The organism is Paenibacillus lignilyticus (genome assembly GCF_017942085.1).
Classification (GTDB): Bacteria; Bacillota; Bacilli; order Paenibacillales; family Paenibacillaceae; genus Paenibacillus_Z; species Paenibacillus_Z lignilyticus.
This window is the reverse complement of record NZ_JAGKSP010000001.1, coordinates 788,393-814,765: the sequence shown is the minus strand read 5'-3', so window position 1 is coordinate 814,765 and position 26,373 is coordinate 788,393. Positions and strand designations below refer to the sequence as shown.

24 protein-coding genes and 4 riboswitches are annotated in these 26,373 nt (G+C 52.6%); of the genes, 16 read left to right on the top strand and 8 right to left on the bottom strand.

Translation table 11 applies throughout. The annotated features are described in order from the left end of the window. Positions 1-1,110 carry a glycine cleavage system aminomethyltransferase GcvT gene (gene gcvT, locus I8J30_RS03520; RefSeq protein WP_210655399.1) on the bottom strand — a complete coding sequence of 370 codons (1,110 nt, stop codon included), beginning with the start codon at positions 1,108-1,110 and terminating at the stop codon, positions 1-3. Between the two features lie 99 nt (positions 1,111-1,209). Next, positions 1,210-1,308, bottom strand: a riboswitch (glycine riboswitch). A 3-nt stretch (positions 1,309-1,311) separates the two neighbouring features. Further along, positions 1,312-1,415: riboswitch (glycine riboswitch) on the bottom strand. 147 nt (positions 1,416-1,562) lie between these two features. Next, positions 1,563-1,674, top strand: a riboswitch (glycine riboswitch). A gap of 3 nt (positions 1,675-1,677) precedes the next feature. Then, positions 1,678-1,756: riboswitch (glycine riboswitch) on the top strand. Between gcvT and I8J30_RS33520 the strand changes: the two genes are divergently transcribed. The 6 genes from I8J30_RS33520 (at position 1,721) to I8J30_RS03490 (ending at position 6,196) form a co-directional block, all read left to right on the top strand. After that, the gene (locus I8J30_RS33520; protein WP_420831197.1) at positions 1,721-1,915 is read left to right on the top strand and encodes a hypothetical protein; all 195 of its coding nucleotides are present in this window, start codon (positions 1,721-1,723) and stop codon (positions 1,913-1,915) included. It overlaps the preceding riboswitch by 36 nt. A gap of 80 nt (positions 1,916-1,995) precedes the next feature. Beyond that, complete coding sequence (gene gcvH, locus I8J30_RS03510) at positions 1,996-2,388, top strand: glycine cleavage system protein GcvH (protein ID WP_210655397.1); 393 nt, start codon at positions 1,996-1,998, stop codon at positions 2,386-2,388. Positions 2,389-2,392: 4 nt separating this feature from the next. Next, positions 2,393-3,298 carry a lipoyl synthase gene (lipA, locus tag I8J30_RS03505; protein WP_338044812.1) on the top strand — a complete coding sequence of 302 codons (906 nt, stop codon included), beginning with the start codon at positions 2,393-2,395 and terminating at the stop codon, positions 3,296-3,298. Beyond that, entirely contained in the window at positions 3,295-4,722 is a 1,428-nt protein-coding gene (gene lpdA / locus I8J30_RS03500) for a dihydrolipoyl dehydrogenase (RefSeq protein WP_210655393.1), read from the top strand. Before lipA ends, lpdA begins: the two co-directional genes overlap by 4 nt. Beyond that, on the top strand, positions 4,722-5,588 hold the full coding sequence (locus tag I8J30_RS03495; RefSeq protein ID WP_210656075.1) for a lipoate--protein ligase family protein: 867 nt from the start codon (positions 4,722-4,724) through the stop codon (positions 5,586-5,588). The genes lpdA and I8J30_RS03495 overlap by 1 nt, the downstream gene beginning before the upstream one ends. 158 nt (positions 5,589-5,746) lie before the next feature. After that, positions 5,747-6,196, top strand: coding sequence for a hypothetical protein (locus I8J30_RS03490; protein WP_210655391.1), 450 nt, complete (start codon positions 5,747-5,749; stop codon positions 6,194-6,196). 155 nt (positions 6,197-6,351) lie between these two features. Here the strand turns inward: I8J30_RS03490 and I8J30_RS03485 are convergent, their stop codons facing one another. Then, positions 6,352-7,407 carry a LacI family DNA-binding transcriptional regulator gene (locus tag I8J30_RS03485; protein ID WP_210655389.1) on the bottom strand — a complete coding sequence of 352 codons (1,056 nt, stop codon included), beginning with the start codon at positions 7,405-7,407 and terminating at the stop codon, positions 6,352-6,354. Between the two features lie 311 nt (positions 7,408-7,718). Here I8J30_RS03485 and I8J30_RS03480 point away from each other — a divergent pair, with 311 nt between their 5' ends. Next, positions 7,719-10,139: an alpha-L-rhamnosidase-related protein gene (locus tag I8J30_RS03480; protein ID WP_210655387.1), complete on the top strand. Its 2,421-nt coding sequence runs from the start codon at positions 7,719-7,721 to the stop codon at positions 10,137-10,139. A 127-nt stretch (positions 10,140-10,266) separates the two neighbouring features. Next, a complete protein-coding gene (locus I8J30_RS03475) occupies positions 10,267-10,818 on the top strand; it encodes a GNAT family N-acetyltransferase (RefSeq protein ID WP_210655385.1) in 552 nt (183 codons plus the stop codon). Between the two features lie 85 nt (positions 10,819-10,903). Here I8J30_RS03475 and I8J30_RS03470 read toward each other — a convergent pair whose 3' ends face one another. The 3 genes from I8J30_RS03470 to I8J30_RS03460 form a co-directional block, all read right to left on the bottom strand. Then, complete coding sequence (locus I8J30_RS03470; RefSeq protein ID WP_210655383.1) at positions 10,904-12,037, bottom strand: sensor histidine kinase; 1,134 nt, start codon at positions 12,035-12,037, stop codon at positions 10,904-10,906. 114 nt (positions 12,038-12,151) lie between these two features. Continuing rightward, on the bottom strand, positions 12,152-12,733 hold the full coding sequence (locus tag I8J30_RS03465) for a DUF1349 domain-containing protein (RefSeq protein WP_210656073.1): 582 nt from the start codon (positions 12,731-12,733) through the stop codon (positions 12,152-12,154). 67 nt (positions 12,734-12,800) lie between these two features. Beyond that, positions 12,801-13,673, bottom strand: coding sequence for a helix-turn-helix domain-containing protein (locus I8J30_RS03460; RefSeq protein WP_210655381.1), 873 nt, complete (start codon positions 13,671-13,673; stop codon positions 12,801-12,803). A 124-nt stretch (positions 13,674-13,797) separates the two neighbouring features. Between I8J30_RS03460 and I8J30_RS03455 the strand changes: the two genes are divergently transcribed. From I8J30_RS03455 to I8J30_RS03445, 3 genes are all read left to right on the top strand, one after another. After that, positions 13,798-15,786 carry a beta-galactosidase trimerization domain-containing protein gene (locus I8J30_RS03455; RefSeq protein ID WP_210655379.1) on the top strand — a complete coding sequence of 663 codons (1,989 nt, stop codon included), beginning with the start codon at positions 13,798-13,800 and terminating at the stop codon, positions 15,784-15,786. A 167-nt stretch (positions 15,787-15,953) separates the two neighbouring features. Further along, a complete protein-coding gene (locus I8J30_RS03450; protein WP_240547761.1) occupies positions 15,954-16,766 on the top strand; it encodes a sugar phosphate isomerase/epimerase family protein in 813 nt (270 codons plus the stop codon). Then, a complete protein-coding gene (locus I8J30_RS03445; RefSeq protein ID WP_210655375.1) occupies positions 16,763-17,764 on the top strand; it encodes a zinc-dependent alcohol dehydrogenase in 1,002 nt (333 codons plus the stop codon). The genes I8J30_RS03450 and I8J30_RS03445 overlap by 4 nt, the downstream gene beginning before the upstream one ends. Positions 17,765-17,937: 173 nt before the next feature. Here the strand turns inward: I8J30_RS03445 and I8J30_RS03440 are convergent, their stop codons facing one another. The 3 genes from I8J30_RS03440 to I8J30_RS03430 all read right to left on the bottom strand — a co-directional run bounded on the left by I8J30_RS03440 (position 17,938) and on the right by I8J30_RS03430 (position 20,339). Then, positions 17,938-18,174 (bottom strand): hypothetical protein, encoded by a 237-nt coding sequence (locus I8J30_RS03440; RefSeq protein ID WP_210655374.1) that lies wholly within the window; start codon positions 18,172-18,174, stop codon positions 17,938-17,940. Between the two features lie 706 nt (positions 18,175-18,880). Next, positions 18,881-19,516, bottom strand: a complete 636-nt coding sequence (locus I8J30_RS03435) for a GntR family transcriptional regulator (protein ID WP_210655372.1) — start codon at positions 19,514-19,516, stop codon at positions 18,881-18,883. Then, the gene (locus tag I8J30_RS03430) at positions 19,482-20,339 is read right to left on the bottom strand and encodes a sugar phosphate isomerase/epimerase family protein (RefSeq protein ID WP_210655370.1); all 858 of its coding nucleotides are present in this window, start codon (positions 20,337-20,339) and stop codon (positions 19,482-19,484) included. The genes I8J30_RS03435 and I8J30_RS03430 overlap by 35 nt, the downstream gene beginning before the upstream one ends. Positions 20,340-20,498: 159 nt before the next feature. Here I8J30_RS03430 and I8J30_RS03425 point away from each other — a divergent pair, with 159 nt between their 5' ends. From I8J30_RS03425 to I8J30_RS03405, 5 genes are all read left to right on the top strand, one after another. Beyond that, on the top strand, positions 20,499-21,365 hold the full coding sequence (locus I8J30_RS03425; protein WP_210655369.1) for a phosphogluconate dehydrogenase C-terminal domain-containing protein: 867 nt from the start codon (positions 20,499-20,501) through the stop codon (positions 21,363-21,365). 29 nt (positions 21,366-21,394) lie between these two features. After that, entirely contained in the window at positions 21,395-22,435 is a 1,041-nt protein-coding gene (locus tag I8J30_RS03420; RefSeq protein ID WP_210655367.1) for a Gfo/Idh/MocA family protein, read from the top strand. Positions 22,436-22,697: 262 nt separating this feature from the next. Further along, complete coding sequence (locus tag I8J30_RS03415; RefSeq protein ID WP_210655365.1) at positions 22,698-23,411, top strand: GntR family transcriptional regulator; 714 nt, start codon at positions 22,698-22,700, stop codon at positions 23,409-23,411. Positions 23,412-23,440: 29 nt separating this feature from the next. After that, entirely contained in the window at positions 23,441-24,217 is a 777-nt protein-coding gene (locus I8J30_RS03410; RefSeq protein WP_210655363.1) for an SDR family NAD(P)-dependent oxidoreductase, read from the top strand. 55 nt (positions 24,218-24,272) lie between these two features. Then, positions 24,273-26,216 carry a DUF8034 domain-containing protein gene (locus tag I8J30_RS03405; protein ID WP_210655361.1) on the top strand — a complete coding sequence of 648 codons (1,944 nt, stop codon included), beginning with the start codon at positions 24,273-24,275 and terminating at the stop codon, positions 26,214-26,216. Positions 26,217-26,373 lie beyond the last annotated feature (157 nt).

Sequence of the window (26,373 nt, the reverse complement as noted above, 5' to 3'; positions counted from 1 at the left end):
TCACTCCTTAGGAAGTCTTTTATAAAATGGGGTCTTGATGACTTTGGCCTTTAACTGTTTGCCGCGAATTTCAACTGTCAGTTCGGTGCCGAGAGCGGCAAAGTTCGCATCGATCAAAGCGAGACCGAGGTTGCGCTTCAGCGTCGGTGATTGTGTGCCTGTCGTGACGGTTCCGATTAATGTGCCGTTTGCATAGACAGGGTAATGCGAGCGGGGGATGCCGCGGTCAATCAGCTCGATGCCGACAAGCTTGCGTGACAGCCCATCTTCCTTCTGCTTGACCAGCGCTTCTCGGCCGATAAAGACCTCTTTGTCGAGCTTGACGAAGAAGCTGACTCCGGCTTCCAGAGGCGTGATGGTGTTCGAGAGCTCTTGACCGTATAGCGGCAATCGCGCCTCAAAGCGCAAGGTGTCACGAGCGCCGAGTCCGGAAGGGATTAAGCCGAGCGGTTCGCCGGCTGTGAGCAGCCTTTTCCAGACGTCGCCGGCTCGGTCTGCCTGAACATAGATTTCGAAGCCATCCTCGCCCGTGTAGCCGGTTCGCGAAACTAACGCATCCACTCCCGCGAGTGAGGTGCTTGGTGCGAATCGGAAAGGAGGGAGTTCGAGGACGTCGGTACCGGCGCCGGCGGCAGCCATGACGGCAGCGGCTGACGGTCCCTGCAAGGCGAGTAGGGCAAGCTGATCAGAGATATTCTCGAGTAGGACATCCCCGATTAAATGACTGCGCATCCATTCGTAATCCTTATCGATGTTCGAAGCGTTCACGACGACCATGAACTGATCGGCCGTGATTCGATAGACAAGCAAGTCGTCGACGACGCCTCCATCCGGATAACACATCAGTGAGTATTGCGCTTGGCCGTCGGCGAGCTTCGTGACGTCATTGGTCGTCAACAGCTGCAAGAAGCGCTCTGCGAATAGGCCGGTCACCTTGAATTCTCCCATATGGGAGACATCGAACAGACCGGCGCGCTGCCGAACAGCGTCGTGTTCTTTCTGAATGCCGGAGAACTGGACGGGCAGCTCCCAGCCGCCGAAGTCGATGCAGCGGACCTCCGGATGAGCGGCATAGAGCGGGTACAACGGGGTTCTTTTCAAATCGGCCATTCTTGACTCTCCTCCTCGAATTCGTGATCGTAACGCAAAGAAGGACAGCAACAAAAAGGGAGCGCATTCTCAGCCGAAGCTGACTGCGTTTCCTTTTTGCTCTGTCCTTTGTACCTGAGAGTTACCCTATGTCCGGTTGAAAAAGATGGAACATAAGTTTCCCCGTGGGTGATCCCGCGAACGGGATGCTCTCCAGAGGTGCGTCCGATAAAGGTCCTTTTGCCTGAGAGATTCACCTATGTAAGGTTTACTCCTTCGGCGCCGCCGAAATCTTGCTTGTTGGCGATCTCTCCCTTTATCATCATCCGCTTATTTAGTTGTTATCCTCTATTCTTACATGCAAATAACAGGTTGTGTCAACAAAAATAAAAAAATGTTAATAATATGTTAGGTATATTGACATAAATTATAATTCTGTTTTAAGCTAAACCCATCAACAACCGAATAAGCGGATGACGATGGCAGGGAGAGACTGAAGGAGCGAACCGTTCCGGAGGCACCGAAGGAGCAAGTCGACGGCCGGCCGAAGATTAATCTCTCAGGTAAACGTACCGCCATTCGACGCAACTCTGGAGAGAGCGAATAGCCACCAAAGGGGTAAGAGCGGATCTTGGACCGTTTAAACTCTCAGGTACCCGGGACAGAGAACTTGGCGCATAGCCGGTTCTCTGTCTCTTTTTATTGCTTCCCCGGCATGCAAGGAGAACCGCTTATGCATATCATCGCGGGTAAGGCCGTATGCTTCGGCGAGGAACTAAATCCTTCTCTTAAAGTATATGCAGCGATGGTCCTCAATAGCGCCTAGATGCCGCCGGTTTTGCAGATGTTGGGTGGCAGAGTCGGACAACCGCAGTTAACTACCCTATAACGGAAAGGAAGTTGAACATGAGTGAAGTGAGAGCAGGATTGGGCTATACAGAGGAGCATGAATGGGCTGAGGCGCGAGGAGCCGTCATTCGAATCGGGATTTCCGATTTTGCGCAATGTCAGTTAGGCGACATTGTGTTCGTGGAATTCCCGGAAGTGGGGGCAACGCTTGAGGCGAACTATCCGATGGGTACGATCGAGTCGGTAAAAACCGTATCCGATCTGTTCAGCCCTGTTAGCGGAACGGTCGTGAAAGTGAACGAGGAATTGCTGGACGAACCGCAAAAAGTGAACGAAGACCCGTATGGAGAAGGCTGGATTATCGAGGTCGAGGTGGAAGGCGAAGCGGCGGAAGTGGTGGCCGCGCTCTGGAGCGCTGAGCGATACGGGGCGTTCGTTGCATCCAAATAAGGAGGTGCGCAAGATGCCGAAGCCAAGGGTACGCAAGCCGGAGTGGCTCAAAATATCGCTTCATGCAGGAAACGGATACCAAGAGATCAAATCGATGATGCGCGGCCGCCAGCTGCATACGGTGTGCGAGGAGGCGAAATGCCCGAATATATTCGAGTGTTGGAGTCGGCGTACGGCAACATTCATGATTTTGGGGAGAATTTGCACGCGCGCCTGTCGGTTCTGCGCCGTGAACTCGGGCCAGCCGACAGAGCTCGATCTGGAGGAGCCCCGGCATGTGGCGCAATCCGTCAACGAGATGGGACTTGCGCATGTCGTCATCACTTCCGTCGCCCGTGACGATCTGATTGATCACGGTGCAACGATGTTTGCTGCGACCATTGTGGCTGTGCGCTTGGAAAACCCGCTAACGAGCATCGAGGTGCTAATCCCGGATTTGGGCGGTGACAAGAATCGGCTCGCTGTCGTGCTGGAAGCGAAGCCGGATGTGCTGAACCACAATCTCGAGACGGTGAGCCGGCTTTCGGACAAAGTGCGCGCAAAGGCCAAATATGTCCGTTCACTGTCTGTGCTCCGCATGGCCAAGGAACTTCGTCCAAGTCAGACGACGAAATCCGGCTTGATGGTCGGGCTGGGGGAGGAGAAGGAAGAGCTTATTGAAGCCATGCGCGATTTGCGGGAAGCCGGCTGCGATATTCTGACGATTGGGCAGTATTTGCAGCCTACGTCCAAGCATATGGATGTCGTTCGCTATTATCATCCAACGGAATTCGAAGTACTCAAGCAGGAGGGACTTGCGCTTGGTTTCGCCCATGTCGAGGCAGGACCGCTCGTCCGAAGCTCCTATCACGCCCGCGAGCAAGCCGAGCGCGCGAAGGCAGCCAGTGCTGTAGGGGGAGTGTTACTATGAACGACTATGATATCGTTATTTTGGGCGGCGGCCCCGGCGGTTACGTAGCCGCCATCCGAGCTGCCCAGTTGGGCAAACGCATTGCGCTGGTCGAGAAAGAGAAGCTGGGCGGCACTTGTCTGCATAAGGGATGCATTCCCAGCAAAACGCTGCTGCGCAGCGCGGAGCTCTACGAGACCATGAAGCGCAGCTCAAGCTTCGGAATCCGCGTGCACGGGATCGAACTTGATTATAGTAATGTGCTTGCCCGAAAGGATGCTATCGTTGAGCGGCTCGAGAGCGGCGTACGCTTCCTTATGAAGAAGAATAAGATCGATGTCTATGAAGGCATGGGTATGATTGCGAATACTGCCATTACGAGTGATCGCAATGGCGTTATTGAAGTAAAGAGCAGCGGCATTGCGGAAGGTGAACCACCAATAAGCATCGGCTATCGTGATCTCATTGTGGCTACGGGATCACGTCCCCGTCGTATCCCCGGGTTGCCGGTAAACGAGCGGATTATGAGCAGTGATGAAGCGCTTGCCATGGAATCCGTCCCGGCTTCTGTTGTAATCGTCGGAGGGGGCGTCATTGGCGTTGAATGGGCTTCGATGTTGAACGATTTCGGCGCGCAAGTAACAATCGTCGAAGCGGCAGATCGGATCGTGCCAACGGAAGATGAGGACTTGTCCCGCGAACTGGCGCGTCTGTTCACGAAACGCAGGATCAAAACGTTGACAGGCGCAATGCTGCTTCCCGGCAGCGTTTTGGCGGACGATGGAGGCGTGGTCTTGCAGGTCTCGCGGGGAAGCAAGATCGAGACGCTGATGGCAGATCGTATGCTTGTTTCTGTTGGACGAGCGGCGAATATTGAAGGCTTCGGACTCGAACGAACGGCGGCGCGGATCGAGCAGGGGGTCATCGCGGTAGACCGATCCATGCGGACGAACGATCCACATGTCTATGCAATCGGCGATGTCGTCGGCGGTCTGCAGCTCGCCCATGTTGCCAGTCATGAAGGGGTGGTGGCGGCAGAGAGCATCTGCGGACTCGACGCTCATTCGCCAGAGGCTGTTTCCGTTCCGAAATGCATCTACAGCCGTCCCGAGCTTGCCAGTGTCGGACTATCTGAGCAGGCTGCGGTGGAAAGCGGGCATTCGGTCAAAATAGGCAAGTTTTCGTTCAAGGCGATTGGCAAAGCGCTGGTTTTAGGTGACTCTGACGGCTTCGTTAAAGTGGTTGCGGACGAGAAGACCGGGGATGTCCTTGGCGTTCACATGATCGGACCGCATGTGACGGACTTCATCGGCGAAGCATCGCTTGCGCAGCTTGTGAAGGCAACCTCGATGCATATCGGCCGAATGATTCATCCGCATCCGACGCTCTCCGAAATTATCGGCGAAGCCATGCTCGAGGCCGACAACCTGGCTCTGGGGATGTGATTGCGATGTGGAGGTTCGTACACACGGGGAATCGGACGCCGGCAGAGAACATGGCCATCGATGAAGCGATCGTCGTTGCTCATGAACGGGGACTTGTTCCGCCGACCGTTCGATTCTACGGCTGGAGTCCTGCGACATTGTCCATTGGCTGTTTTCAGAAGGCTGCCGAGGTCGACTTTGATGCGCTGCACAAGCATGGCCTCGGCTTCGTCCGGCGGGCAACCGGCGGACGTGCGGTGCTTCACGATCAAGAGCTCACCTACAGCCTCATCGTCTCCGAGAATTATCCCGGCATTCCGAGCAGCGTAGTTGAAGCCTATCGCGTTCTCAGCATGGGACTGCTGTTTGGCTTTCGCAAGTTAGGTTTAGCCGCGAACATGTCGGGTATGGAAGACATGGAGGCTGATGTATTGGCGGATCAATCCGCGTGCAGTGCTTCGGGAGGAAAGCTGATGTCGGCTGCCTGTTTCGATGCTCCTTCCAAGTATGAGCTTGTCGTTGAAGGCAAGAAAATCGCGGGAAGCGCTCAAATGCGAACCAAAGGAGTCATTCTCCAGCACGGCTCCATCCTTATTGAACTGGATGCGGATCTGTTATACGGTGTTTTGCGTTTCGACGACGAGACGGAAAAAAGGCTGATGAGAAAATTATTCGAGCGCAAAGCAGTCGCGATAAATACCTGTCTGCGGCGGAAAGGGGAACTGCCGCTAACGATTACGGATGTGGAGGAAGCTTTTCGCATCGGATTTGCTCAAGGGCTGGAATCCGAACTCATCAACGGCAGCTTAACGGAGTTCGAAACGGAATTGGCCAACCAGCTTGCGATAGATAAATATGGCGCTGACGGTTGGAATCTTCGAAGATAAACGGAGGATGTTCAGATGAAGCCTATACGACGGCATTCAGCTATTAATAATCTGCATGGTCCGCGGCATCGCCGGCTTCTAATCGCGCTTTTCGCCTCCCATTTCTTCTGTACGGTACAATTTGTTTCTGCCGGGTATGCGCTATCGGAGGGCTTAGATTGAACCTCATTACCGGCATCATGCTATGCGTTGGAGCCTACATTCCGGATAATATGCTCGCTCGATCAGCTTGGTCTTCCATCCCTATTGGATTGTTGCTATGCATGTTCGCGTCGGTTTGTCTATTATCTTGGAGCGGCAGCGACTCATCCGTCATCACCTTTGCGGTGTCCTGCGCAGGCTTTGGCTTTGCGGTGGTGAATCTTGGCGTGTCTTCCGAGAAGGCCGAGGTTCAGCTGCAAGGGCTCCCTGACGGATTTAAGCATAAAATGGTCAGTTCGCGGCTATTAGGCCTTGCCATCGGCTTCGCAATCTCGGCGCTATTCGCGATTGTGCAATGGGGAAGCTTTCATATCGGACTCATGCGGCTGGTTAACGGCTGCGCGTTCTGTCTGCTTGCTGTCTGTTTCATATTGATATCCAAAATTAGCTGGGTTCGTGCTTGGTAATAAGCAGAACAGAGGGTGAGGGAGCCGATTTGGATTGACAAGCGTATTTTACGAATGAAGCCCGCGGAATCCGCGGGCTTCATTCGCATTTGAATGCTTTAACTATCAAGTCCCGTACCTGGCAAACCCGTACTTTGAATCACGCGAAATCGAGTTTAATGTTTCGTTCGTCCCCCGACATGGAGGATGGAAGCGACTAAGTTGTCATGATCCTGTTCACTTACGCCGCCGGAGAACCCGCAGGACTGCCTGGCGATGAGCTGCGTAGGAAGAATGATGACGTCCTCTTCCTTGCGTGCATTGAAGACGAGCTGGGTGGCAATGGCGCCAACCTCAAATTTGGAATGGCCGATCGTCGACAATGCCGGCCTGATTAGCGGGGCCAGGTTAATGTTGTCGAAGCCGACAATGGCAATATCCTCGGGCACGCGCAGGCCTGCTTCGTGCAGAGCGCGGATGGCGCCGATTGCCATCTCGTCATTGGCTGCGAATATAGCGTCCGGCAGCCGTTTGCTTGCTAGGAGAAGCTTGACCGCTTGATAACCGCCGGCTTCGAGGAATCGTCCGTGCATCGCAATCCGCTTAGGGACGGGCAGGTCGTGTTCGAGCAGAGCGCGTTTGTAGCCCTCGTATCGCTGCGTGTTATCGAAGGCTGCCGACGGTCCGCTCAGAAATTCAATATTGCGCCGCCCCAGCTTAATGAGATGAGCGACTGCATCATAGCCGCCTTGTTCATTGGTGATGAGGACGTTATGTACATAATCGCCTCTAAGCTCTCGATCGAGCACGACAATAGGGAAGGATTCCGAAGCCACTTGAAGAATGAGGCTGTCGCTGATGGCTGTTCCCATGATGATAGCCCCATCTACGAACTTCTCTCTTAAGAAACGATGCGCGGAGCTATTCTCGCCGCCATAGGTACTGCAGACGATCAAATTGTAATCATGCGAGGCTACAATCTCTTGGACGCCTTCAATGACTTGGCTGTAGAAAGGACCGCCAAGATCGTTCAGGAATAGTCCGATCGTCTCACTCTTGCGTTTCTTCAAATTGCGGGCAGCCCCGCTTGGACGGAAATTCAGCGCCTCTGCGGCCCGAACGACTTTGCGGCGCGTCTCTTCACTGATCTTAGGCGAGTTGTTCAGTGCGTAGGAGACGGTCGAAACAGCAACGCCCGCCATCTTCGCTACATCCTTGATTGTAGCTGACATGTTATCCTCCCGGTCGAGTACGAATTTTAGATAAACGAATAAAAGAAGGTTAACAATTTCGTAATATTTATTGATCATTATACCATTGGATTCTGCAACGTGTGAATGAGTATACACGAATAATAGGTGCGAGAGTCGCATCTACCTATCCATTTATTGGCTAATCCGGCTAATTTATTCTTGAACGCGGTGTAGAGAGATTGTTGCTGATGGAAACCGCGAATTTCATTATAATGAAAGATGACAGCCTGATGGCAACTCACTTGGAGGATTGGCGAACTTGAGCGATGAGAAGGAGTTGGAAAGCAAGCATGGAAGAGAACCTCAATTGGCAGGCAAAATGGATTTGGCCGAATCGGAACGGCCTCGATCAGGTTGCAGGTGATAGAGAGCCGCAGCTGGCTTATTTTCGCCGCAGCTTTCACGTTTCAGATAAGTCGGATGTTCGTTTGACTGTACGCGTTTCTGCAGACAGCCGTTATCGGCTCTGGCTAAACGGAGAATCGCTTGTAAGCGGTCCGCTTAAAGGGGACATGAACACCCATTACTATGAAGTGATCGACGTGACGGACAAGCTCCTTGACGGGGAGAATGTTTGGGCGGCTCAAGTGATCTATTATGCGGGGAGAACCGGACCTGCCTCTGTATGGCGATCGGATATGGGCGCTTTCCTGCTGGATGGTCAATTGGCGGATGGAGCGGGCAACGTCTTGGAGGATGTCAGCACGGATTCGCGCTGGCAGGCAATGCGTCTTGGAGCCGGTGCGTTCACGTTCGAAAGGGAAGCGTTTACATTGTTTATCGGCGGCGGGGAACGTGTGAAGGGCGGCGACCTGCCGATCGGATTCACGAATGTCGATTATGATGATAGCAAATGGACGAATGCAGTTGCCGTCAGCGAGATTATGGACGGGATGTATGGTCAATTGACGCGTTGGCAGTTAACCGAACGGTCGATTCCGTTCATGCGAGAGACAGTACGTTCTTTTACTCGCGTTATGCAGGCGTCGAGCGGGGAGCGGACATGGAACGAAGGCATTTCGCCGGAGCAACTGTTTGGCGTGGTGCTGGCTCCGGGAGAGAAGCTGATTGTAGAGCTGGATGCTTCCCGGATGACCAGCGGATATCCGCGCGTTCAGTTCTATGGAGGCAGAGGTGCGCAAGCTTCCGTGCTTTATGCAGAATCCTATGAGCTTCCGCCGGAGGGAGACGGAACTCGCCATAAAGGGGTTCGCGATGATAAAGAAGGCAAGTCGCTGTATGGCTTCGAGGATTACTATTCTATTGCCGGTGTCGGCGATTCGAGCACGGCTGTAAGTGAAGTGTACGAGCCTATCCACCGCAGAGGGTTTCGGTTTATTCGTCTGACGCTTCAAGCCGCAGATGAACCCGTGACGCTGGCAGGGATCGATTATCGTCAAAGCGGATATCCGCTGGAGGAATTGGCGGCGTTTGACGGATCGGATCCTACATTAGCGCCGTTATGGGAAATCAGCTTAAATACGCTGCGCGGCTGTATGCATGAAACGTATGAAGACACCCCGTTCTATGAGCAAATGCAATATGAACTGGACAGCCGTCTGCAAGCGTTGTTCACCTATTCCGTAAGCGGGGATGACAAGCTCGGCCGCAAGACGATTCGCGACTTCCACAGCTCCTTGCTGCCAAGCGGCATCCTGCAAAGCCGCTATCCATCCGTCGACAGACAGGTCATACCGGGCTTTGCCTTGTTCTGGCTCATGATGGTATACGATCACTACAAACATTACGGCGATGCTGCCCTTGTGAAAGCGTATCGTCCGACGATGGATGCGGTGCTCGGCTGGTTCGAGAATCGCCGCGAGGAGAGCGGGCTTGTCGGGCAAATGCCGACCGCGTATTGGTCGTTCGTGGATTGGACGATGGCATGGAAGGACAATGCCGGCGCTCCGCATGCGGCACGCCGCGGGCCGCTTACGGTCTACAATCTCATGTATGCGGATGCGCTGGTCAAAGCGGCGGAGATGAATGAGTGGACCGGACGAAACGAGACCGGCGCGGAATACCGCGAGCGGGCAGCATCCGTACGCGAAGCTGTTCGCCTTCATTGCTGGTCGGAATCGCGCCAGCTGTTCCGTGACGGGCCGGCGGTTGAAGCCTACAGCCAGCATGCGCAGGTGTGGGCCGTACTCACGGGAACGGTCAAAGGGGATGAAGCGAAGTCGCTGACGGCACGGATGCTGGATGGAGACGGAGATGGAGCTGATCTGGCACAAATCTCGACGGCAATGTCGTACTATCTGTTCCGTGCACTGGCGATGACGGGCATGTACGAGCAAACGTTCCAGCTGTGGGATTCATGGCGCAGACAAGTCGATCTGCACCTGACGGCTTGGGTGGAAGACCCGGTGTCGGAGCGCAGCGATTGCCACGCCTGGGGCGCCTTGCCGCTCTATGAATTTCCTTCCGAAATTCTCGGCATCAAACCGCTGGCACCCGGTTTTGCCCAGATCGGTATTTCACCGGTCGTCGGTCCGCTCAACTGGGCGAAAGGTAGCGCATCAACGCCTCATGGCCTTGTTGAAGTAGCCTGGCAGCTGGACGGCAGCCGTTTCGCCATTCAAGTGAATGGACCGGCCGGCATTCCGGTTACGCTCACACTGCCGAGCGGCGAGCAAAGGTCCTTCGCTGAAGCGCGGGAATTGGAAATCGAGTGCGATTACACATTCAACGCTGTTGCCAACAGCCAGTAGCCTGCGAGAGATCGAAATGTCGGTTTGGACATTTCGATCTTCTTTTTGATATCCCTCAATTTCCAGTTCCTGTTATACTAAATGAAGCTAGGTCTACCGCATCTCGATTTCGAAGGAGCGTGAGTCTTTGTTCAGTTACACGATAAACGCGGACTTGAAATTGCAAATTTTGCAGATCAATCATGCCGATGACATCTATGCCGCGATCAAGAAGAATCGAGAGTATCTTGGGGAGTTCTTGCCTTGGGCGCTTACGACGGCAAGCGTGGATGAAGTGAAACTCTATATTGAATATGAGCTGAAGAGATTCACCGGCAACAACGGTGTCTCCTGCGGTATTTTCTATCAGGATCGTTACATAGGCAATATTAGCGTCCATGATATTAACTGGAAACACAGAAAGACGTCAATCGGCTATTGGCTGAGTGCGGAGCATCAAGGGAAGGGATTCATGACAGAGGCTTGCAGGAAGATGATTGCGTATATCTTTCAGGAATTAGAGCTGAACCGGATCGAAATTCGAGTAAGAGTGGATAATGCGAGGAGTAAAGCCATCCCGCTGCGGCTTGGATTTGTGCAAGAAGGAATCATCAGAGAAGCGGAGTATAACAAGGGAGAGTATCACGATCATCTGGTCTACGGTTTGCTGAAGTCGGAATGGAAACCATCCATAACTTGAAGCGGAAATCTCAATCTGATTACAAATAAAGCCTCCTGAGCGCACCTCTTCGGTTGCGTGCAGGAGGCTTCTTGCTGACCGGCAGCTAATCGGCAAGTGCCGGAAACCGCAGCGTAAACGTGGTTTCCTTGCGGTTCGTTTCGAACGTGATGGTGCCGTTATTGCGTTCCACGATTTGCTTGCAAATTGCGAGTCCAAGGCCGGTACCGTCCGATTTGCCCGTGACGAACGGATCAAATAAGGTCGATTGAATGTCTGCCGGAATTTCCGGTCCGGTATTGATGAAACGAATGTAGATATGGGCTCCGTCAGCGAAGGTAAGCACCGTAATTTTGCGATGATGGATGTCCGTTTCGCGCAGCGCGTCAATGGCGTTATTCAGCAGATTCGAGAACACCTGAATAATGGCAAGGTTCTGAACCTCCACCTGCAGATCATCCTGCAGCCGCAAGGAAAGCTCGATATTCTCATTCAACAGCAGCGGGTTGACGAGGAGGAGCGTTTTCTCAATGACCTCATGCAGCGGCATGAGGATGCGCTGCTCATCCGCGATCGGCTTTCGGGAGAAACTGAGAAATCCGGTGACTTGCATTTCGATATTACGGAATTCATTGTCGATGATGTCCAGATATTTCTCGATGCTGCCAAGCGAATCCAGTGGCAGAGACTTACGAATTAATACGAGAAAACCTTTGATGGATGTCAGAGGATTGCGAATCTCGTGTGCCATGCTGGACGCCATTTTGCCGATTAAGTTGAGTTTATCCGCATGAATATCCTCGATCAATTTATCCTGCAGCTCCATCTTGCCGCGGGTATGATCGAAGAAGTAAGTGTAGATTGTCGCTTGGAAGGCATCGATTCTGGTGATGATGGTTGAAATAATAGCGGCAAGCTGAGAAACTTCGACCTCAATGACAGCTATTTTCTCGAGAAACGCTTCCCGGAAAAACAATGAGCTTTTTAAAATATGATCAATGGGGATCCCTTTATTAAACAGCAGGTCGCACCACTCTTTATACTCGGCAAATATGGGATGCTCCTCAATTGGGATCTGGATATCCGATATTAGAATGATGTAGCGTTCGCCTTGTTCTTGAAGCGTAGCGGTGTCATATTGATTCGGATAGTTCTGTTCCAGCCGCATGATCCAGTTATGTATAATTTCTTTCTGATACATGTCGAAGAACCGATTGATTTCATTCATCTTCTCATTCATGAATTCGCTCACTCCAGGGATTCATTTTCGGAATAGGCACGTCAATAGGCGCAGACGGTATGGATGGAAGAACTGGTCGGAGTCAGTGGATCGCAGCTGTCGGTTAGGAAGGGGCTAAGCGGTTAAAGTCAGTTCATCTATCTTCACGAGGCAGCCCGTCCCTTGAGGCGATTGCGCAACTACGCCCGTTAAGCAAGTGGAAGGGAGATTCATGCCGAAATATCGGATTTGCCGCCACAGCTCACCATCCGCTGAATAATGGAAGGAGATACAATTATCGTCTCGCGTTATGCGCAAATACGGCTTCTCTACCTCGACGCGCTCGGAATTGCAGTCGTCTGAGCTGCCATCTTTCGTGACAACAGACACGATGGTAGGGCATTCGCCGTCATATTCGAAACATAGCTTCGCCCAATTTCGGTCGTCTACCATCAGCATCAGACAGCCCGAGTCATATTTGTGCGTCATGGAGGCGCTTAATCTGGTAGTCAGTACGAAAGACCCCGTAACCGGCCTATACAGGAATGGTGCGGAGCTGACAACGTGTTTGCCTGCCGGATCCTGATAGAAGTCAGCATTCGCCGGAGCTTCAATGATTAGTTCACCGTTCTCGCCGCGCTCCGAATGACTCGGTTCGTTCATCCACTGCATCGTCCGTTCCGGCTGCAGATTGAGCAATAAATTCGCTTCCACCATCATCCCTCATTTCACTGAAATTCTCACTCTTACATAACATTCTCTTCGCAAACGAAATGTCCTGCCCTCAACTTAATCCTTGTCGCGAACTGCGGTAATCTCCCGGCGTCTGACCGGTCGTTTCCCTGAACATCCGGATGAAATAATTATAGTCCTCAACGCCGATGGCTTCGGCTATGACGGGAACGGGCAGCTCGCCTGCTGCGAGAAGCCGCTTGGCCTCTTCGATCTTTAAATAACGGATGTATTGGACAGGCGTTTTGCCGGTATGTTTCTTTAAACAACGAGACAGGTATTCGGCATTAAAATGAAACTGTTCCTCCAGCGAAGCCGAGTGAAACGGCTCCTTGATGAAGCGGGGTAAAAACTCTTCCAGCCGGCGGCTTAGTGTAAGCGAGCGCGACGGCTTCGTCGATTCTATCGTTAGCTGCTGCAGCTGCTCCAGCAATCGAACGAGCAATCCATGCAGACGCGCCGCATTCTCCAAATTCAGCTTCTGCTGAATCGTCAGCATTTCACGAAGTATTGGCAGCAGCGGCTTCGGGTCGATATTCGCCCATTTCGGCAGAAACAACGATTGTCTGCGCGGAAGGAAATCGGCATCTGTGCCCGGTTCAAGAATGGAGGACCAGGAGATTTGGTGGCTGCTCAGAGAGACGGCAGGTAGTGGGTGATAGAAATGAATCCAATAGATCTCGGTATCTTCGTCGCAGGGCCGATGACCGACATGGGTATGACCGGGCTCGAGAAGAAGCAGATCACCTGCACCAACCGCATAAGGCCGCTCATCTTCCGTCATATAAATGGTACCTTTGATCACGAGCAGCATGTCATACATGGGAAAATTCCGCTTGAAATGCTGGTTGCCCGGCCGCCATATGGAATGGCCGACGGTTACGAATTGCGGAAGCGGAGGGATAGGAAGCTGTAAACATTCCATCGTAGAGGGTCCTCTCCTAATAGGTCGATTTTGTGCTATAACAAGTCTATTCCATCTCTATCCTCCCGTGCAACGACTATGTAATAGTGAAGAAAGATTGACTACGAGGATAGGGGCGAAGCGTATGCGGTTTAGACAGGTTCATCTTGATTTTCATACCTCAGAGGCCATTCCGGGCATTGGCAGTCAGTTCTCCAAGGAGCAGTTCCAAGAGATGCTGCGCAAAGGCCATGTTGATTCCATTACGGTGTTCTCCAAATGCCATCATGGCTGGGCTTACCACCCGAGCGAAGCCAATGAGCGCCATCCCGGATTGGGGTTTGATTTGCTTGGCGCAATGATTGAAGCGGCGCATGAAATCGGCGTTAAGACGCCTGTCTATATTTCCGCGGGGCTGGATGAGAAGATGGCCAGACGCCATCCGGAATGGCTGTTCCGCGATCAGGAAGAGAGAACGAGCTGGGTCAAAAATTTCATGCAGCCGGGTTATCATGAGTTCTGCATGAACACTCCTTACCTGGAGATGCTGCTGAAGCAGATCGAAGAGGTTGTTCGAGGCTATGATGCGGATGGGATCTTCCTTGATATCGTTGGCGTCCGTCAATGCTACTGCCACTATTGCGTGGCGGATCTGCGACGCGAAGGCAAAGACCCGCGCAATGCGGAAGATGTGCTGGCGCTGGGCGAACGCACTTATGCCCATTATGGGAAAGCGGTGAAGGAGCTGATCCATGGCTTAAAGCCGGGCATGCCTATCTTCCAAAATGGCGGGCATATTCGCCGAGGCCGACGCGACTTGGCCGAGCTGAACACGCATCTGGAGCTGGAATCATTGCCTACCGGCGGCTGGGGGTATGATCACTTCCCATTGTCGGCGCGTTATTCGCAGACGCTTGGCATGCCATATCTGGGCATGACCGGCAAGTTCCATACGTCATGGGGGGAATTCGGCGGCTATAAACATCCGAACGCACTGCGCTACGAGACCGCGCTTAGCATCGCGAACGGGGCTCGCTGCTCAATCGGCGACCAGCTCCATCCGGACGGCGTCATGGATGAGGCGACCTATGAACTGATTGGCCGCGCCTACCGCGAGGTGGAGCAGAAAGAAGCCTGGTGCACGGATACCGTGAATGTGGCCGATGTTGCCTTGCTCTCTCTTGAGGCTGTCGGGGTTCACAAGACGTCGGGGCAAGTGGATTTCACGGGGCATTCCGATGCGGGTGCGGTAAGGATGCTGCTGGAAGGCAAAATTCTGTTTGACGTAATCGATATGGATGCGGATTTCTCCGGCTACAAAGTTATTATTTTGCCTGACGAAGTGCTGCTCGGCAATCGGTTAACCGCCAGCCTTAGGCGTTATCTGAATGATGGCGGCAAGGTGCTGGCAACAGGACGGTCGGGTTTAAAGGAAGACGGAAGCGGGTTCGGCCTTTCATTTGGCGCTCGATGGCTGGGCGAGAACGGCTTTCAGCCGGATTATTTCCGTCCGGCGTTTGAGGTACAGGATCTCGGCCGGGCCGCATTTATATTCTATGGCAAAGGTCAACGCGTTGAACTTGAAGATGGAGCAGGCGGAGCTGTGCTTGGTCGGCGGGAGGATCCGTATTTTAACCGGGATGTCTTCGCCTTCTGCTCGCATCAGCATACGCCAAGCTCGCGCCGCGACGGTGGACCCGGCATGGTGGAAGGGCCGGACGGCATCTATATCGCCTGGAATGTCTTCGAGGATTACGGGACGAAAGGCAGCTTGATCTTGAGGGAAACGGTGATCTATGCCCTGAATAAATTGCTGGGCGGCAACAAAACGATCGATACCTCCTTGCCGGCGCAAGGCATAGTGACCCTTCAGCGGCAGCCGGCAGAAAGCCGATACATCAACCACTTGCTGTATGCGACACCGGTGAAACGCGGCAATGGGATTGAGATTATTGAGGATATTTTACCGGTTTATGCTACGAAGGTATCCTTGCAATTGCAGGAAGAGGTTAAGAACGTCTACTTGGCACCGCAGCAAGCCGCTTTGTCGTTCGTGCAGGAAGACGGGAAGCTGACGTATACCGTAGATCGAATCGAATGCCATCAAATGGTCGTGATTGATGTCGCGAAGTAGATTTAAGTAAGAAGCAGCAGGAGCGGGGATCGTAGACCGTTTCTGCTGTTTTTTTGCTGGTAATGGCGCCGCTCGGGGCAGGATTTCGGGCTGTAATGACGGAATACTTGCAGTAGGAAAAATAATACAGAGAGGATTGATCCCTCATGAGGCTCGGAGGCCCGATATTGGCCAGGCAAACGCTTGATCCGGAACGCTGGATTGCCGCGCACGTCGAACGCGGTTATACGGCTGCTTATTTTCCGGATGTGGATGATGCGGCGCGAATCGAGGATTATGTTCGCGCTGCGGCTAAGGCGGACATCGTCATTGCAGAAGCGGGGGCGTGGAGCAACCCGCTAAGCCAAGACCCGGAGGTGCGGGAGCAGGCAATCCGCTACTGCAAGAAGAAGCTCGTGACGGCAGAGCTGGCAGGGGCGCGCTGCTGCGTCAACATTGCCGGTTCGTTAGGCGAGCAGTGGGATGGTCACGACCCGGCGAATTTGACTGCGGACACCTTCGAGCTGATTGTAGAAACGGTCCGCGGAATCATTGATCATGTGAAACCCGAGCGCACGTATTATACGCTGGAAATGATGCCGTGGATGTATCCCGACACCGTGGACAGCTACTTGCAGCTCATTAAGGCGATCGATCGGGAAGCCTTTGCCGTTCATTTGGACCCCGTCAACATTGTGACCAGTCCGCAGCTCTTTTACCGCAACGGTGCTTTGATCGAGGAATGTTTCGAGAAGCTGGGTCCGTATATTCGCAGCTGCCATGCCAAGGATATCGTGCTCGGATCGTCGATGGTCGTTCATTTGGACGAAACGCGTCCGGGGCTGGGCAAGCTGGATTATGCGCAATATTTGCGTCAATTAGCGAAGCTGGACCGTGACGTGCCGCTCATGCTGGAGCATCTGGACAGCGATTCCGAATACCGAATGGCCGCGGACTATATTCGGGCAACAGCGGATTCGATCGGGGTGTTGCTGGGATGACGCATCGGAAGGATGCAGGACTTGTCCTGGCAGGCATTCGCCAAATCGAACTTCAAGCGATGGATCGCGGAGCTGAGCTGTTGCAGTCGAACGAAATCATAGGTGAAACGTTGTTTACGCTAATCAGTACAGGTACCGAGCTCGCGTTGTATCTTGGGCGGGCTGATTTTACGAGCATTCCGGGCTATGCCGCGGTTTTTCGGGTCCAAGAGGTTGGCAGTGAAGTGCAAGCCTTCAAGCCCGGAGACTTGGCTTTCTGCATGGGACCGCATCGCTCCGTGCAGCGTGTAAGGGAGACGGAAGCGCTGCTGCTTCCGGAGGGCTTGTCCCCGGCAGTGGCAGTCTTCGCGAGAATGATGAGCGTCAGCATGTCGACGTTATCGACGACAAAGGCGAGGCCTCCGCAGCGGGTGATGGTAAGCGGGCTGGGTTTGGTGGGCAATATGGCGGCGCAGCTATTCGCGGCGAGCGGTTATTCCGTTACGGCTTACGATCCGGTTGCGTGGAAGCGTGAAGCTGCTGCTCGTGGATCAGATGCAGGAGCAGGCAGCGGTGCGACGGTATCCAATCTGCCGCCGGTGGATGATCCTGCTCAGAGAGGGAAATTCGCGCTTGTTGTGGAATGCTCGGGACATGAGCAGGCGGTACTCGACGGCTGCCGCATGGTTGGCAAGAACGGCGAGGTCGTTATGGTCGGCGTGCCATGGGGAAGGCAGACGGAAGCGTATGCGCATGAGCTGCTGCAGCATGTTTTCTATAACTATGTGGTGCTGCGCAGCGGCTGGGAATGGGATATCCCGACCCATGCCGTAAGCGCGGCGGAGCCGGGAATTTTCACGAATCTGGCAGGGGCGCTGCAATGGCTGGCTGCCGGAAAAGTGAAGGTAGACGGCTTGTACGAGGTCGTTTCGCCTAAGGAAGCGGCTGCCGTGTATGAGGATTTAGCCGAACAGCGTAACCATTCGCTTGGTTTTGTATTTGATTGGTCGCTTGTTTAAAGAGGGCACGCTAGGACAAGCCTAGAATTCGCGGGACAAGGGACCAACCGATAAGCGATTTGCAGGGAGTTAGCTGAGAAGCGCGACTGCGAACTACAAACCGCAAACCGCGAAGCGTGAACCGCAGACCGCAAACCACGAATCGCAAACTGCAAGTATGCGTTGAACATCATTCAGCGTTTCTTGGATTTTTTCTTGCCAACGGGAGAAGCGGCCTTTTTGCCTTTCTTCGACTTCCGTCGGTTTGCGGTAACTTCTTCATCGACGAGGACATCTTCTCCGTCCAACTCTTCGTCTACTTCTTCCTCAGCTTCTGGATTTTCACCAAACTCCGGTAAAATATTGGCATCGCCGAACAGGACAGTGCCGTTGTTCTTCACGATGATGACTTTTCCGATCCAGCAGAACATGGACGCGATGCCTCCTTCTGACATACTGCTGGTCTATGTTATGAACCATACAGCCTGCCCGTATTGGCGCGTGTCCGTGGTAAGCAACATAATTAAGTCAGGCTAAACGTCAATGAAGATGACGTTCAGCCTGACTTGGATCACGTAGATCTTTAGATGACCTATATTCTCGCAATTCCGTCGAATTCCGCCGAAGTAGATCTCTGGATGAGCTACATCCTTGCATTTTCACGTATTCTCGCTGATGTAGATCTCCGGGTGTGCTACATTCTCGCAATTTCGTGAAAATCCGCCGACGTAGATCTCTAGGCGAGCTGCTTGTCTTTCGAGTCACAGTGACGAGGGATTGCAGCTCCGAGTTTTGACCTATGTAGATCCCGAGGTGAGTTGCTTTCTCTCATTTCCGTGGATTTCCGCAGATGTAGATCTCTAGGTGAGCTACATGCTCGCAATTCCGTGAATTCCCGCCGATGTAGATTCCACGATGAGCTGCTTTACCGCCCAAGAGAGGTATCTAGTACCTCTCTTAAGCCTAAACCTAACATTTCTCCCCAATGAGCGGTACCCAAACCGTTCATGACCTCGATTCGGACCATTTTCACCGCTGTGCGGTACGAGATACCGCACGTCTAACGTATCCGATAGAAAAGGCTGCTTCGTCATCGAAGCGATGACAGAAACAGCCTCTCAGCAACTCATTATATTACTACAGTACTAATATCCGCGCTCCGTACGCCAGATGCTCGACCATTCGACGGCTCGCCTCCTCGGCGTTGCCTTCGAGAATGAGCTCGAAAATTTCCAAATGATCGCGGTAGGACATCCCGATCCGGTTCGAGTCCTTGCGAAGCACCTTGAGTGCCATCTGGAACAGCCGATCCTGCAAATTATCCATCATCTGCACCATTTCGGTGTTCTCGTAAACGAGTGCCAGGCGACGATGAAATTCGGAATCCGCATGCGTGAATGCCAGATAGTCATGCTGCGCGGCAGTTTGCTCCTGAATCAGCAAATTAGCACGGAACCAAGCGATCTCATCCTGTGGGAGCTTACGATTTGCCAGCTTCTTCACGATATGACCTTCCAGCGCAATCCGGAAATCGAAGAAATCCGCGACCCGCTGCAGTGACAATTCGGGAAGACTCAGCCCTTTATTAGGCGCAATGTTAAGCAGCCCTTCGGCAGCCAGCTTCTCAAGAGCGGATCGGATCGGCGTGCGGCTCATCTGGAGCAGCTCCACCAAATATTTCTCCGTCAGCTGGTCGTTGGAATTAATCGTTCCTTCCAATATGTAGGCACGAAGCTGCTCATACGCTTTCTCTTTCAACGTTACGGTTGCCATAGTCAGTATCCTTTTCTTCTATAAAATGAATAGATTTCAAATACGCGATCGATTGTTCCATCCAGCTTCGTTCGCGTGCAGCCGTCTGCTCCACAGACTCCGTGAACGGTGTCCATAACTCAAGTATGGCGGTGGCTGACGTTTTGTCATGCTCCCGAATCGATGCTCGCAGAAGCTCGTAATCGAGCCGGCCTGCTCCGGCAGGTGCGCCGAGGATCGTAAAGCCGAGCTGGTGGTCAACCCGTTTAATATCGAAATCTTTAATATGCAGGTTTACCAGATAGGGGATTAACCGTTTGATAACGACATCCGGACTCTCCAGCGCGCCAAAAGAATTCACCGTATCGAGGCAGCAGCCTACAAGCGGATGGTTCAAGCTCTCAAATAATTGTACCAGTTGTAGCGTTGTATGCAAGCCATGATTTTCGATGGCAAGTGCGATGTTCTCTTCCTCGAAGGCGGGAAGTACCTCTCGCAGCTGTTGTTCTGCGGCGGCAAGATCGGGCGTTGTAATAATCGTGCGAACGATGGGGGATTGCAGTGTCCGAGCGATATCCAAATACGTCAGCAGCAGTGCGGGATCCGTTCCCCGTGTGCCAACCTCAATGGAGACGTTCTGCTCATCCGCGATTTGCTTCAACTGTAAGAGCTCATCCGACGAAAGCGGATGGAGCGGCAAATTGTCCGCGATTTGCACGAGATCCAGTCCGCAGCTCCGCGTAAGTTTTATCAGTCCTTCATGCGTAAGCGGTTCAACCGGGCGCTCATAGCCGGGTATGCCGATCGACCAAGTGACAGTGAATGAGCTAAGTCCAAGTCTCACACAGAATTCCTCCCTAGCATTTGTGAACTTAGAATACCAGTTATTTTAGAGGACGGCAATAAATATATATGTATTGTATACATTTTGTATTGAATGTCGAATGTCGATCAGTTATGCTAGGTTCAATAATACTTATTCTATTAATAAGGAGCAGGATGAATGAGCAACCAACCCAATGAAATCACAATTGCCGTGCTTGGTGCCGGAGGTAAGATGGGCTGCCGGATCACGGATAATTTGAAGCAAACGGATTATCGACTCCTTCTGTGCGAGCAAGCTGAGAATGGTATTGCCCGCATCGCGCAGCGCGGATTGTCCATTACGCCTAACGACGAAGCGCTTGCTGTAGCCGATTACATCATCCTCGCCGTGCCGGATGCCGTGATCGGGCCGCTGAGTGAGAAGATTGTATCGCAGTTAAAGCCGGGTGCGACGGTCATCTTGCTCGATCCGGCTGCAGCGTATGCGAAGCAAGTCGCACTGCGCGATGATTGCACGTTTGTCGTTACGCATCCATGTCACCCTGCATTGTTTGAAGAGCAGGATACTCCGGAAGCACGCAAAGATATGTTCGGCGGCATTGCGGCGAAGCAGGATATTGTCATAGCGCTTCAGCAAGGCAGCGAGGAAAACTTCGATATTGCGGAGCAGATTTGCATTCGAATGTTTGCGCCGGTCACGCAATGCCACCGGATTACAGTCGAACATATGGCGCTGCTGGAGCCGGCAGCGGCGGAAGTCGTTGCGGCAGCGGCTGCTTGTATTATGAAAGAAGCGATGGATGAAGTCATCCGCATGGGCGTTCCGGAAGCTGCGGCCAGATCGTTTATGCTGGGCCATATCCAGATTCCGCTGGCCATCGCGTTCAATAATGTGAATCCGTTCTCCGATGCAGCGAAGATTGCGATCAATTACGGTTACGATAAGATTTTCAAACCGGACTGGAAGCAAGTGTTTACGAAGGAATCATTGGATGAAGTGCTGCGCCTCATGCTGCATCTGGATGAGAAGCCTGCCCTGAAATAATTCAACATGACAGAGAGGGAGATAGAAGCATGTGGAAGGTTGGCCTAATCGGTACCGGCTTCTGGTCGGATAAGCATCTGCAGGCGTGGAGTCGAATTCCGGGTGTTCAAATAACGGCACTTTGCAACCGCTCTCCGGAGAAATTAATGAAGGCTGCTTCAAAATACAACATTTCTTCCGATCAATTGTATAGTCATATCGACGATATGCTTGCGCATGCCGATGTAGACATTATTGATATCGTAACGGGCGCAGAAACGCATGTCGATTTCGTTCGAAAAGCAGCGCAGGCGGGCAAGCATATCATGTGCCAGAAGCCGTTTGCGCCGACAATGGAAGAAGCGGAAGAGATGGTATCGCTCGCGAAGCGAAATGGCGTCAGGCTCATGGTTACGGAGAATTGGCGCTGGTTGGAGCCGTTCCAAACGATAAAGGAAGTTATCGACAGCGGCGAGTTAGGAAAGCTGCATGTTGCAAGATACGTTCATACGGATTATTACACCCCGCGCATGGAGCCGGAAGCTGAGCTGCCGCAGCCGTTCTTCCGCACAATGCCCAAGCTGCTTTTCTACGAAATGGGCGTGCATTGGTTTGATACTTGGCGGTTTCTCTTCGGGACACCGCAGCGCTTAACGGCAGAGCTGACGCGGGTCAGCAACCATATTATTGGGGAAGACAGCGGCATTGTCATGCTTGGACATGAAGGCTTCTACGGATTCATGGATATGAGCTGGGCAACCAGGCAGAAGCTGGACCGTCCGCTTGGCGAGCAGGTTAAGGCGGTGCATTTGGAGCAGTTTGTCATTGACGGCAGCAACGGCAGCTTGAAAATGTACACGGACGGCAAAATCACCGTTGTTTCGAAAGACGGAGCTTCGGAGCGAGTCGTGAAAGACGAGACAACGCTCGATCACGAAGAAAGCCATTTCCGGCTGCAGTCGCATTTTATTGCTTGTTTATCTAACGGCGAACCGTTCCAAACCAGCGGCGAGGATAACTTGATTACGCTTCGTTTGGCTTTCTCCGTCTATGAGAGCGCAGCAGAGCATAAGACGATTGCGATCACTTAGAGCGGCTGATTCGACAGCTCGAAGCGGAAGAATAAGTCGAATATTTCCGGGGAAATGATAGAGAGCGAATAGTACGCTTATGTTACGGTCACGCAATCGTGAGAGCCTGGAGAGGCAGCATGCTTCTTCCCGGGCTTTTTCTGTTGAAAGGTACTGTCATTGCCAAGAAAAGGATTGACGGAATTATCCAGCTTCATTACTATAATGTTGTATACAACATACAACATGACGATTCGCATATAGAAAGCAGGAGGTTAGCAGCGTGTCCTCAAGTCAGCTTCCACCGCAGCCGTTAGAGAAATTGGTTGTCAGTAACATTTGGGATCAAACCTATCAAGTGCTTAAGGAGCGAATACTAGCCCGGCATTTTGGCGCAAACGAGAAGCTGCTCATTCCTGAGCTGGCTAAACAGCTCGGCGTCAGTCGTACTCCGATTCGCGATGCACTGAACCGGCTTGAGATGGAAGGGCTCGTCCGCACCGTATCCAAGGTAGGCACCTTCGTCAATCCCGTCATGGAGGATAACGTCAATGACATTATGAACAGTCGGCTCATGATCGATTTATGGACCATTGATCAGCTGAGCGTCATGGACGAAGAATTGCTTGCTTCCAAGTTCGATGCCTTAGATGCGCTTGTCGAGCATGCAGCAGCCTCTATTTCAGAGGGACCGGGCATCAACATCGAATTGCAATCCAATTTTGATTTGATGTTTCATTTGGAGCTTGTCCGGATGAGCGGCAATCGTAGAAATGTGGAGATTTACAAATCGCTGATGCACTATCGTTACTTGAATCTCGGCGAGCCGCATGTGACGGACGAGATGATGATGCTTGCTTTTCGCCAGCATCTGTCGATCTATGAATCGCTGCGGGCGCGAGACTTTCAAGCAGCGAAGGAAGCGATCACGAAACATCTGGCGTACTCCAGGCAAAATATCTTAAATGTCATCATTCGCAGTGGCGGGGAAATCTAGTATCCGGAGAAGCAGGGTGAAACGCAGGTATGATGAGCTTACATAATAAGACAGCGATTATAACCGGGTCGACCAGCGGGATCGGCGAAGCAACGGCATGTAAGCTGGCAGAGCTTGGAGCCAAAGTGTTGGTGACAGGCAGGGATCCGGAACGAGGATCGAAGGTTGCGGCGGAAATTATCCGACAAGGCGGAGAATCGTTGTTCGTGCAAGCAGATTTAAGCGATCCATCGGTGCCGGGCAATCTTGTGCAGGCTGCGATTTCACAATGGGGACGGCTGGATATCGTTGTTAATAATGCCGCGCTGGTGTGCAGCAAGCCGCTTGCCGAAGTGACCCATCAAGATTGGGACCGGTTATTTGCGGTCAATGTGAAGGCAGGTTTCTTTCTGATTCAGGCGGCGCTGCCTTACTTGCGTGAGACGCAAGGCGCCGTCGTCAATGTAAGCTCGATTAACGGACAGATCAATGCGCATGACAATCTCGTCTATGACACGATGAAGGCGGCTTTAAACCATATGACACGCGGACTTGCCTTCGAGCTGCGCAAGGAAGGGGTAAGGTTTAATGCGTTGCTTCCGGCCGGCGTCGCAACACCGCTCCTAGAGCAGTGGCTGCAGCAGAAGCTAGGCGATCCCGAAGCAGCGAAGCAAGCGGCTGATCGGAGTTATGACGATCCCCGCGTAGGCAAGCCGGAGCAAATTGCAAGCGCTGTCGCATTTCTCGTCAGCCAAGAGTCATCTTGGGTCAACGGCGCCTTGATCCCGATAGAAGGCGGGTTTACGTTAGGGAACACGAAGGATTGAAACGAACCGCGATTTAGAACGAATCACATAAATTCATCAGAAGGATGTGTTTCAAGTGAGTTTGAGTCCACTTCAACTTCCGCTTCCCCTGCAAACAAGTTTGAAGGCAACGAGTCGCGGCACCGCACCGGGCTGGGCTGTGAAACAACGGCAACTATTCGACCTCCTGAATGAATCCGCGAAACGTTTCATTGCGAAATATACAAGGCCGGACGGTACGCTCATTTGGCGAAATGATTGGCCGGGGATGGACGGCTCTGACGATCCCTATGAGGGTTTCATGAATTTGGCGCTGCTTCACGCTTTAGGAGGCGACGATTTCCTGCACGAAGCGTCCCGCCGAATCTGGGAAGGCATCACCTTCCAGTGGACGGAATATGGACAAATTCATCGCGAGTTTGACGCTTATTATGATTGGATGCATCACGGCGAAGGGTATTTATACTTTTATTTTCTGGGACTCTCCGGGCCTGCGCTCTTGAAAGATCGGCAGCGTGCCGTGCGATTCGCTAACATGTATACCGGCGATGACGCGGAAGCGCCGAACTATGACAAGGAGAAGAAGCTTATTCGATCTCCGCTCAATGGCAGCAAAGGACCGCGTTTTATCGCATCCGCAGAGGATTGGTCTACGCATCGCGGCATTTTGGATAACTATTTAGCGCCCTATGAAGATATCCCGGGTGTGGATTTTGCATCGCGCAAATGCAAGTGGAGTGACGATACCATCTACGCCCATCTGCTATCGATGATGAATGAACGGATGAACCGCGGTGACGTACCGCTGAACTTAAATGCTACGGGACTTGTCGCAAATGCGTTCATGCACACAGCCGATGACAAGTATAAACAATGGGTAGTGGACTACTTGGCGGCTTGGTCTGAACGCGCCGCACGCAACGGAGGATTAATCCCTGATAACGTAGGCTTGAATGATGAAATCGGGGAGTATAACGACGGCAAATGGTGGGGCGGCTACTATGGCTATCGCTGGCCGCACGGTTTCATGACGGTTATCGAGCCGATCACAAATGCGACGATGAACGCGGTTTTGCTTACAGGGGACATGGAGCAACTCGGCTTAGCGCGCAGGCAGATCGATTTGAACTGGTCGCTTCGCAAGCAATCGGAGGATGGCCGAACAGTTGTGCCTTACAAGCATTTTGACGCGGGCTGGGCGGATTTCCGCGAAGCAAGCGTTCGGTATCCGATCTATCTGTGGACGGTTTCGATGGCTGCAGAAGATCTCGAGCGGATTAATCGCATTCCGAAGAGCTACAACTGGGATGAAGTGGTAATTCCGAATGTTTCCGGCAAGGATGCGCTGACCGGACGGGATACGAAGCATTTTATAAGCAATACGGAGCCTTGGTTCCGCTACATGAACGGTGAGCTGCCGGATTATCCGGATCGCATTCTTGATGCGAATTTCAAGCTGATCACGAAGCAGCTGGACCGGATGGATTCTCCGATGGGGGATCCGGCGCAATGGTCAAGCTCCTACAACGATGATGATTTCTCCAGTATTCATATCTGGCAGGAACTGTGTCCGGTCTACATGGAAAGTCTCGTGCAGCTGACGCTCGGCGGACCGATGCATATTTCGCATGGCGGCTTCCAGCACGGGAGATTCCGCTATTTCGATGGCGATCGCAAGCGAGTGGGGCTCCCGCTAGACACGGCAGCATTGGTTGAGCAGCTGAGCGACGACTCTGCAACGCTGCATCTGGTGAATACGTCGATGTTTGAGTCGCATACGGTGGTCATTCAAGGCGGCACATTCGGGGAGCATGACATCATTTCGGCCACGGTGCTGGATACTGAAGATCAGGCGGGACAAACGGTACAGGTTAACAGCAAGTGGCTGCAGGTAGAATTGCTTCCCGGTGCAGCGATTCGCCTCTCCCTTATGATGTCTCGTTATGTGAATGAGCCTACTTATGACGGACCTTGGTCGCGGAAATCCGTTGAGCCGCTTCTGACAGGACGGACCGAATAAAGAAGCTATTGATGCAAACGGGCGGCTGATGCTGCCCGTTTTTACGCAATTTGCAGCAGGCATGGTATAATTTAGGCAAGTCATTCCACCGGCAGGCATTAGTAGAAGAGAAGTGAGTTGCACACCGGCGGAAGCATGTCCACCATTTTGGAGGTTA